Annotated in this window: 2 protein-coding genes; both read right to left on the reverse strand. The window is 63.4% G+C overall.

Annotation, left to right across the window (positions count from 1 at the left end; translation table 11 throughout):
* A partial coding sequence (locus VZ95_RS15595) for a hypothetical protein (protein WP_198148339.1) occupies nucleotides 1-425 on the reverse strand: 425 nt, incomplete at its 3' end.
* A gap of 196 nt (nucleotides 426-621) precedes the next feature.
* On the reverse strand, nucleotides 622-1,367 hold a 746-nt coding region (locus VZ95_RS15600; protein WP_045776680.1), incomplete at its 5' end, for a peptidase G2 autoproteolytic cleavage domain-containing protein.

Raw genomic sequence — 1,367 nt, forward strand, 5'->3', positions numbered from 1 at the left:
AACCCGCGCGCCGCCGGAGCATCGAGTGCGCCCAGCAACGAGAGACCGAAGGCGGAGGCTAGGAGGGTCGTAAGGCTAGAGCCGGTTTTGCTCAAAAGCCCAGCGCCGCCAAGCCCCGCCAACGCCGAAACCAGCGCCGGAATCGCGGTCAGATCGTCAAAAGCGTGGCTATGGCTGGCGGGCGGAAAAAAATCGGGCTTGCCGGTAATCGCCCCCCAATCGACAGCCTCATCGCCGATGGCGGCCACCACAGCCGACCCGTCCCAGCGCAGCAGGCTTGCGGCGGCGATGTCGATGACGAAAGCGCCCTCGGTCGGCGGCTCGAAGCTCCAGGCATTGACCGGGGACGCCCCCGGCGGCGCGCCCACCCATTCGGCGATCTGGCCTTCCCTGCCCGCAAAACGCCCCCGTCGCTGCGGGGCCAATCAGCCAGCGTTGCTGGTGATTGGGGGTGAGCGGCGGGGTACTAATCGTCGCCCGCACGGGCTGTCGCCAGGACGAGCCCGCGAGGCGCAGCAGCATATTATTGAGAATAAAGGCGGCATCGCGCAAAACGGTGCCGGTCCCGTCATCCGGGCCTGCGCCCGGATACAGAAGTTGCGTGTGCATGAGGATGGTTCCTTAGCGGATGTAAACGAGGGTCACGTGGTCCGAGATCGGACGCATCGCGCGCCAACGCGGGTTCTGCGGTTGACCGTTCAGAATCGGCACCTGCCCTAACAGGCCAATCAGGTTCCATTCGGGCCGAGCACTGCGCGGGAGATAGGGTAAAGACGCCTCATAGGCAGGATTCACAGCCAAAACGCGGTGAACGGAGCCGTCCGCAGGGTCGGTCCAGTTTTCATAAACCGGGTCGCCGAACTCATCCTTCAGATACATGCCGGCCCAATTATGCTCGGCGGCATTCCCGATGAGGCAGTCGCGCGTTTTGCGAGGACGAACAACGCCCATTATGTCGTCCAGACGATCGTAACGAGAGTCGTAAAGACGAATCAGCCCGCCGTCGCCGATGACGACGCAGCCGCCAACGGGCAAAGGTTCCAGCCCCTCAAACCACTCCGCGTAATCCGCCGCCGGGCTCGTGAAACTTGCCCCCGTCACGGCACCATCCAACCCAACTCGGAATTGCAGATTCGCCACATCTGTTGTGCATTTAATCCAGTTTTTCCCAGCGATTGCGGGCTGGGAAATCGCAAGCCCCGCACAATCGCTAAAATTGATGGGCTGCGAACCATCGATCAGGGTCCCCCCGACGATGCACGATCCCCCCGACCCGCCGGACGCGCCGATTGAACCATTGTGAACCCCAAGGAGCCCGGAGGCCGTCCAAGTCGCGACGCTGCCCGCATCGGTCGCCCCCCGAACGC

The sequence above is a fragment of the Elstera litoralis genome, assembly GCF_000963705.1.
GTDB classification, from domain to species: Bacteria; Pseudomonadota; Alphaproteobacteria; order Elsterales; family Elsteraceae; genus Elstera; species Elstera litoralis.